Raw genomic sequence first — 6,370 nt, 5'->3', positions numbered from 1 at the left:
CATTCACGTAGAGAGAGAAGAACGATGCAAATTATTTTGCACCGCCTACACTAAAAGGTAGTAAGTCTATAACTATTTAGCAGATGCTTCTTTTACTTGAGCATCAAATCTTTTAAGTGCATTAAAAGCCTTACTATCTACAGTACCATCTACAATGGCTACTTCATGTGCGCCTTTGCTAGTTGATACTTTCATCCATGTTCTTTTTGATTGCAGAATTTTAGTTAAAATGCTGTAACTTACAACCATTGTAGCTTGTGAATAGTTAGCCCCTACAGCTTGATCAAAACTAGTAGCATGATCATTCTTTATATTAATAATTTCCCCATCAATATTAAAAGATACTGAGTGAATATTTGCTATTTCATTGAATAGTTGAATAGTAATACCAACATTATCAGGATGATTATCTAACCATGATGCACCAACCATTGGGCACACCATGCTTTTACATGCTGCACCATGCGGAGCAATTGCTACACTTTTCACACCATCAAAATTACTTACTGCTGTCTGTGGATTTAATCCTGATGTTGTTGCACAACCTATAGCAAAAAGACTTGCTAACCCGATGATTAATATTTTTTTCATAAAAATCTCTTAATTATTCAAAAGTAAACTGAATATAGCATTATAAGTATTTAAGACTGATAAAAGCTATCATTAGACTATACTGAAATAATAATCAAATTAAATGAGAATATATCTATCATTAGAGTTGTATTGATAATTAAATGATAGTATTATCATAAGACTTAAAGATATAATGTTATATGATAATGACAGTAAGAATATATGTAAGAGCTAGTACAAAAGACCAAGATGCAGAGAGAGCATTAGATAGCTTAAAAGAGTTTGCTAGTACCATAAACGGCGTTACTGTTGAATATGTAGAGAATGAATCAGGTACAAAGCTAGATAGACCTGTATTAAATAAATTATTAGCAGATGCAGAGAACGGAGATACATTGCTTGTTGAGAGTGTAGACCGCTTATCACGTTTAAAACAAAATGAGTTTGAAGTATTGAAAGGACGTATAAAAGAGAAAGGATTGAAGCTAGTTGTTGCTGATCTGCCAACTACTCATGTACTGCTGAATACAGATGATACCATTACAAGCTCTATCCTGAATTTAGTTAATAACCTGTTAATTGATTTGTTAGCTACTATGGCTCGATTAGACAATGAAAAGCGTATAGAACGAATTAAACAAGGTTTAGAGAGAAGCGGATACAAGCCTACAGGTAAGAAAGCAGATACAGCTAAACATGATCGTATTAGAGAGTTAAGTAATAAAGGCTTAACAAAAGAAGAAATAGCTAAAGCTGTAGGTTGTGGCGTTGCTACTGTATATAGAGTTTTAAAGGAGTAATGTATGGATGTATGTAGTTGGGATTGGTCAATTATTGCTACCTATCAAGATGTGATGGGAACTTATTTAGGAGTAGCAGCAACCATAGCATCACCAATAATAGTTGCTATTTATATTTACAAAAAATGGCATGATCAGAAAGGAAAGGAAGTTATAGCTAATGAAACAAAAGAAATTTTAAAAATAGTAGAAGATTTAAAAAATGACTATATGTATAGATATGGAAAAATAGATAGTTCAATTAACTATAAAGACCTTTTTAATAGAGATGATTTAGCTACTCATCGAATTAATAGCTTTAGGAATGATAGAAAGTATAGAGATAGAGTAAGTTTACTATTAGAAATAATTGAAGATAAAGAGATACAAGAAGTTCAACTTAATATAAAAGAATATACATTTCAATATACTAAACAAGAAATGAGTACTGATAATCAAGAAAATTTAGAAATTTTAGAAAATAAATTAAATTTTTTAATTGATAGTTTAAATAATCTAAATCGAATCCTTATAGAGTATATGATGTATAAAAAGGAAATTGTTTTTAAATCTAAAAGCGTGTAGGCGCACCGCACCTCATACGTGAGAGAGGGGAAAAGAGATATACTCTATCCCCTAGATTGTACGGAGTTGATAGATAATAAATGCTACAGCTACAGAGCATAATAAAAGTGTCATAGCTCTATCTCCTTAAACTGTTCTAATAGCTTTACATCATCCACAAGTGGCATGTATAGCTTTACATTACTTAAATCAATACCATCTAAAGCAGGGAGAGCATCAAGAATGTTTGATGTGATCTTGTCTAGCTTTTCTTTATTCTTCACTACTTTGTAGCCTTGTTCTGTATCTGCTTTTACTTTATTTGTTAGATATTGCCATACTACTAAATTAGAAATGAGTTGATTGTATGTGCTGTTAATTAAATGTTGATTATAGTCGATCATTGTTAGCCTGTTGTTGTTCCAAATGTTTTCTTATATTGTACTTGTTGCTTGTCATCCTGTTTAGCTAGGTATGAAGCTCGATACATACAATCTTTAAATTGTTCTGCATTTTTTAAATTGTGTCCTACTTTACTTCCACCTGAATCAGATAAATATTCTTCCTTTCGTTCATGGAAGTTAAAAGAAACTTTCTTATATTCCTGTTCAATATTTATGGTTACACCATTTAAGTTGAATAGTACCTTTCTTAAAAGGTTAAAGACTGTTAAAGGATTATGTTTATTCTGATCTACTACTAACATCATTTCTAAATGCAATCCTTTGTATTCTGCATATTCAAAGCTATATATAAAGCTGTACCCATCTTTAAATAAGCTCTTAATCTTTCTAGTTAATTTGTTAATATCGAATGAATGGTTATTATCTAGTCCTATTGTATATCTTAAAGCTATAGGTCGATCTATCGTATCCCTAGCATGAGCTAGAGCTAGATAAATCTCTTTCATGTTAGATTGTTTTAATTTATATGCTGTATTGATTGGATAGCCTAAATACTTACTTGTTTTTAAAAGTTTACTCATTAATTAGTTAAAGGGAATATAAGTCTTATTTTGTATTGTTATTAGATAAATAGAGAAGATATAAGCTAATAGTTAATATGATATTTACTATATAAAGATTGATATATTTATATGTTATACATAGCTATAGATGTAGTAGAGATATATGTATGTTAGATAGTATCTATTACTCTGTTTATCCGAATTGTTTTTGATGTGGCTGAAAGCCTTATGCTGTAAGGGATATAGGCATATTTTGATAGATTTTAGATGGTTTATAAATTATTGATTTATAAAGAAATATAAAAATACCGTTGTCGCTATTGAAACAGTATTAAATAAAATCAATGACTTATAAAATTGATGTACCTGAAGGCTAGTGTTTTATTGTTCTTTTAGTAATGAGAGAGATACTAACACATCATGACAAATTTGTCAAGATTCAATACCTTACAATCAAAATAGACCTGTTTTTATGGTTGTTTGAATACATACACCTACTGAGCCGAAAAGTCGGTTGAGTGGAAATAGTATTAATTCCTAGCACTGAGAGCAGAATTGCGCTGAGCTAATTAGTACAATGTTCTATATGTTGTTTGATGATTGGTATAAAGATTTATATACGTTTCCACCATTGGTGGGAGCGTTATTCATATTCAGTATCCATTTTTGGATGATGTATTTTATTAGATACTAGATATTGTGGTTGTCAGATAATCCTAACACTAGATAGAGATATAAATATAATTCTTTATGCTCACCATTGCTCATAGGAGAGCGTTTAGACACCTTGCCTATGCACTTGCACCACTTAACCTTAAACGAGCTGTAAGAGCAAATGAGAGCTATTTAGAGCTATAGAGATATTTGATTAGTAATTGCTTAGTTAATTCATTGTCCTGCAATGGAGGATATTAAAATCTGTCAGCGTAGACCAGGTATTGATTTAAGTACCTTGTCAAAGAGGGAGGGGATAAAGCTAATCTGCTCCCACCCCTAAATCCTGTCCTTAGTTTGAGGATAGGTACTCCGTATTAAGCAGGGGTTTTTCTTTTAAAGCTCCGCTTCCTTTCCATTGAGAAGCAGATAGACATTACATAACTAATTTTAATGAAAGGCTTGTTCTACTGATCTAGTTGTATTCAGAAATAAACAAAAATTTGTATGGTTAATAATATTTATAAAACTAGATATTTGTATGCACACTAATGCTCTATTGCTTGAATAGATTTAAAAACAAATGATGTAACTTGTATTCTCTTTTCTCTTTTCTAATTTCTGTTTTCTCCACGCCCTCTGTTCTTCTCAATACCTTATCAAACTTCATGCAGTCGGTTGGATTCTGATAACTCTGTACGCTCCCAAATTTTTGGGAACGTATCAAATACCTGTCACGGCGTACACAGCTATCAGATTGGTAGAGATAGGATTTAAATATAGTCCTAGATGCTCACAGAATCGCTCAGATTGAACGAAATACACCTTACCTATATCTATGTACCACTATACTTTTTAGAAGCACCTTAGAGCGCAAATGAGAAGCCATGAGCAAGTGTAAATTTCTATTCCCTGTCCAACCTGCATTGCAGGATAGGTAAATATATCTGAATCCATGCACTCAATTTGCTATGCAGATAATCAAAATTAAAATCAAAATTTTTGAAAGGAAGATGGGCTTTTCTGAAATAAAAAAAGCTTTAAAATGCTTTACTGTTTGCTGTATGCCTTGCCCTATAAGGCTTTCAGAGGGTATGTGTGATACTTTTTACCGTAATGTGTGATACTTTTTACCTGTTGATAAGTGGTTTAATGTGATATTAATTACCGTATTGATGATATTGATATTATATTAGAACAGTGATAAAAGATTACTAATATAACAAAATAACAAATTCACTACCAAAGTGTTGAGAGGGGAAATGAGTAAGGATTCAAGGCTTGTGGTTAAAGATAATAGTTTGATTGATGCCAGTTTCAATCTGTCATTGGTTGAGCAAAGATTGATGTTATTAGCCATAGTTGAAGCTAGAGAGCTAGATAAACTAACACCTGAAACACCAATTGAAGTTAAGGCTACAGCTTACAGAGATCAATACAAGACTGATGAGAGTAACGCCTACTCACAGTTAGCAGATGCTACAAAACAATTGTTTAATAGACAGTTCAGCTATATTGATAGGTATGCTGATACGGATGCTGTAACCGTTTCTCGTTGGGTTAATGAAGTAACTTATGTAAATGATAAGGGTATGGTTGTAATGTACCTGAATCGAAATGTAATAAGCATGATAAGCAGACTTGAAGCTAACTTTACTCAATACCTGTTAGAGCAAGTAAGTGAGTTTAAAAGTAAGTACAGTATTAGATTGTATGAGTTACTGATTAAGTATAGAGATATTGGAACAAGTAAGAAGTTTGAAATAGCAGAGCTTAGAAGTAAGCTAGGCTTAGAAGATAATGAGTACAAGCTAAATGCTGTATTTAAAAGGGATGTATTAGATAAGGCAGTTAAAGAGATCAATGATAAAGCTGATATACAGATTAAGTATGAACAGTTTAAAGAGGGGAGAAAGGTATCTCATATCCTGTTTAAGTTTATTAAGAAGAAAGAGAAGAAGCAGAAAGAGAGTAAAGATAAGAATACTGTAGATATGTTTACAGGACTAAGTATTAAACAATGCCTTATGTTTGGTGATAAGTTAAGTAGAGATATAGCTTTCCAAAACCATTACAAGGCTAATGTTGGAGAGAGTATAGAAGATTATGCAGAACGAATAGCTACAATGCTATCAGATGCTTTCTATATTAAGGAATGGATGACATACCTAGAAAGTGTGGGATATGTACCTAGCAACAAATAAGGGAGCTATATAAGCCCCCTTTTTTATTGTCTGTTATTTAAGACGTTCAGATAGTTGTTCTTCCATAGCCTTAAGTTTAGCTTTGTATTCTTTAATAGAGCTGATTAGTTTGTCATTGCTCAAGTCTTTATAGTCATCCTTGCTAACTGTATTTGAATCAGTACCACGTTTAACTACAGCTTTACGAGGTTTACGTTTAGCAGGGTATGTATATTCTTCTACAGCTTTCTTTTTAGCACCTGTTAAACCTAATAGCTCTACTGTACGAGTACGTGATACCAATGTACAAGGTTTATTATCTTTACCTGTAAATAGAGTTGCTATCTGTTCAGGAGCTGCATCCTTTACTAATTCTAATACTACAGCTTTAGATAGGTTGCCACGAGGTTTAGTTGTAATTGCCATATTCAATACCAACATTTACTTGTTTATTGCTTATAAGCCTATCAGATTGAACGCTGTACGTGAATAGAAATAAATTAGCAAGGCAATTATGCTCACTCATTCACGTAGAGAGAGAAGAACGATGCAAATTATTTTGCACCGCCTACACTAAAAGGTAGTAAGTCTATAACTATTTAGCAGATGCTTCTTTTACTTGAGCATCAAATCTTTTAAGTGCATTAAAA

General features: G+C 32.1%; 7 protein-coding genes. 3 read left to right on the top strand and 4 right to left on the bottom strand.

The features are described from left to right. Positions 1 to 72: 72 nt before the first annotated feature. A complete protein-coding gene (locus FTV43_RS14260; protein WP_179995761.1) occupies positions 73 to 591 on the bottom strand; it encodes a hypothetical protein in 519 nt (172 codons plus the stop codon). Between the two features lie 188 nt (positions 592 to 779). On the opposite strand from FTV43_RS14260, the gene FTV43_RS14255 reads away from it, so the two are divergent. Together FTV43_RS14255 and FTV43_RS14250 are read left to right on the top strand one after the other, a co-directional pair. Then, complete coding sequence (locus FTV43_RS14255; RefSeq protein ID WP_179995760.1) at positions 780 to 1,373, top strand: recombinase family protein; 594 nt, start codon at positions 780 to 782, stop codon at positions 1,371 to 1,373. 3 nt (positions 1,374 to 1,376) lie between these two features. Further along, the gene (locus tag FTV43_RS14250) at positions 1,377 to 1,937 is read left to right on the top strand and encodes a hypothetical protein (protein ID WP_179995759.1); all 561 of its coding nucleotides are present in this window, start codon (positions 1,377 to 1,379) and stop codon (positions 1,935 to 1,937) included. A gap of 110 nt (positions 1,938 to 2,047) precedes the next feature. Here the strand turns inward: FTV43_RS14250 and FTV43_RS14245 are convergent, their stop codons facing one another. Both FTV43_RS14245 and FTV43_RS14240 read right to left on the bottom strand, forming a co-directional pair. Next, positions 2,048 to 2,320, bottom strand: coding sequence for a hypothetical protein (locus FTV43_RS14245; protein ID WP_179995758.1), 273 nt, complete (start codon positions 2,318 to 2,320; stop codon positions 2,048 to 2,050). A gap of 2 nt (positions 2,321 to 2,322) precedes the next feature. Next, positions 2,323 to 2,901, bottom strand: a complete 579-nt coding sequence (locus FTV43_RS14240; RefSeq protein WP_179995757.1) for an inovirus-type Gp2 protein — start codon at positions 2,899 to 2,901, stop codon at positions 2,323 to 2,325. Positions 2,902 to 4,799: 1,898 nt separating this feature from the next. On the opposite strand from FTV43_RS14240, the gene repM reads away from it, so the two are divergent. Continuing rightward, positions 4,800 to 5,741, top strand: a complete 942-nt coding sequence (gene repM, locus FTV43_RS14235) for a replication initiation protein RepM (protein WP_179995756.1) — start codon at positions 4,800 to 4,802, stop codon at positions 5,739 to 5,741. 33 nt (positions 5,742 to 5,774) lie between these two features. On the opposite strand, the gene FTV43_RS14230 is transcribed toward repM, so the two are convergent. Beyond that, positions 5,775 to 6,146, bottom strand: a complete 372-nt coding sequence (locus FTV43_RS14230) for a hypothetical protein (protein ID WP_179995755.1) — start codon at positions 6,144 to 6,146, stop codon at positions 5,775 to 5,777. Between the last annotated feature and the right edge of the window lie 224 nt (positions 6,147 to 6,370).

This window comes from Acinetobacter sp. YH16053, from assembly GCF_013417035.1.
Classification (GTDB): domain Bacteria; phylum Pseudomonadota; class Gammaproteobacteria; order Pseudomonadales; family Moraxellaceae; genus Acinetobacter; species Acinetobacter towneri.
The sequence above is the reverse complement of the archived record's forward strand: the minus strand, read 5'-3'. Positions and strand labels throughout refer to the sequence as shown.

Bases quoted from the DNA above. Each gene is read 5' to 3' on its own strand.
- FTV43_RS14260 (WP_179995761.1), bottom strand. From the start codon at position 591: ATGAAAAAAATATTAATCATCGGGTTAGCAAGTCTTTTTGCTATAGGT.
- FTV43_RS14255 (WP_179995760.1), top strand. From the start codon at position 780: ATGACAGTAAGAATATATGTAAGAGCTAGTACAAAAGACCAAGATGCA.
- FTV43_RS14250 (WP_179995759.1), top strand. From the start codon at position 1,377: ATGGATGTATGTAGTTGGGATTGGTCAATTATTGCTACCTATCAAGAT.
- FTV43_RS14245 (WP_179995758.1), bottom strand. From the start codon at position 2,320: ATGATCGACTATAATCAACATTTAATTAACAGCACATACAATCAACTC.
- FTV43_RS14240 (WP_179995757.1), bottom strand. From the start codon at position 2,901: ATGAGTAAACTTTTAAAAACAAGTAAGTATTTAGGCTATCCAATCAAT.
- repM (WP_179995756.1), top strand. From the start codon at position 4,800: ATGAGTAAGGATTCAAGGCTTGTGGTTAAAGATAATAGTTTGATTGAT.
- FTV43_RS14230 (WP_179995755.1), bottom strand. From the start codon at position 6,146: ATGGCAATTACAACTAAACCTCGTGGCAACCTATCTAAAGCTGTAGTA.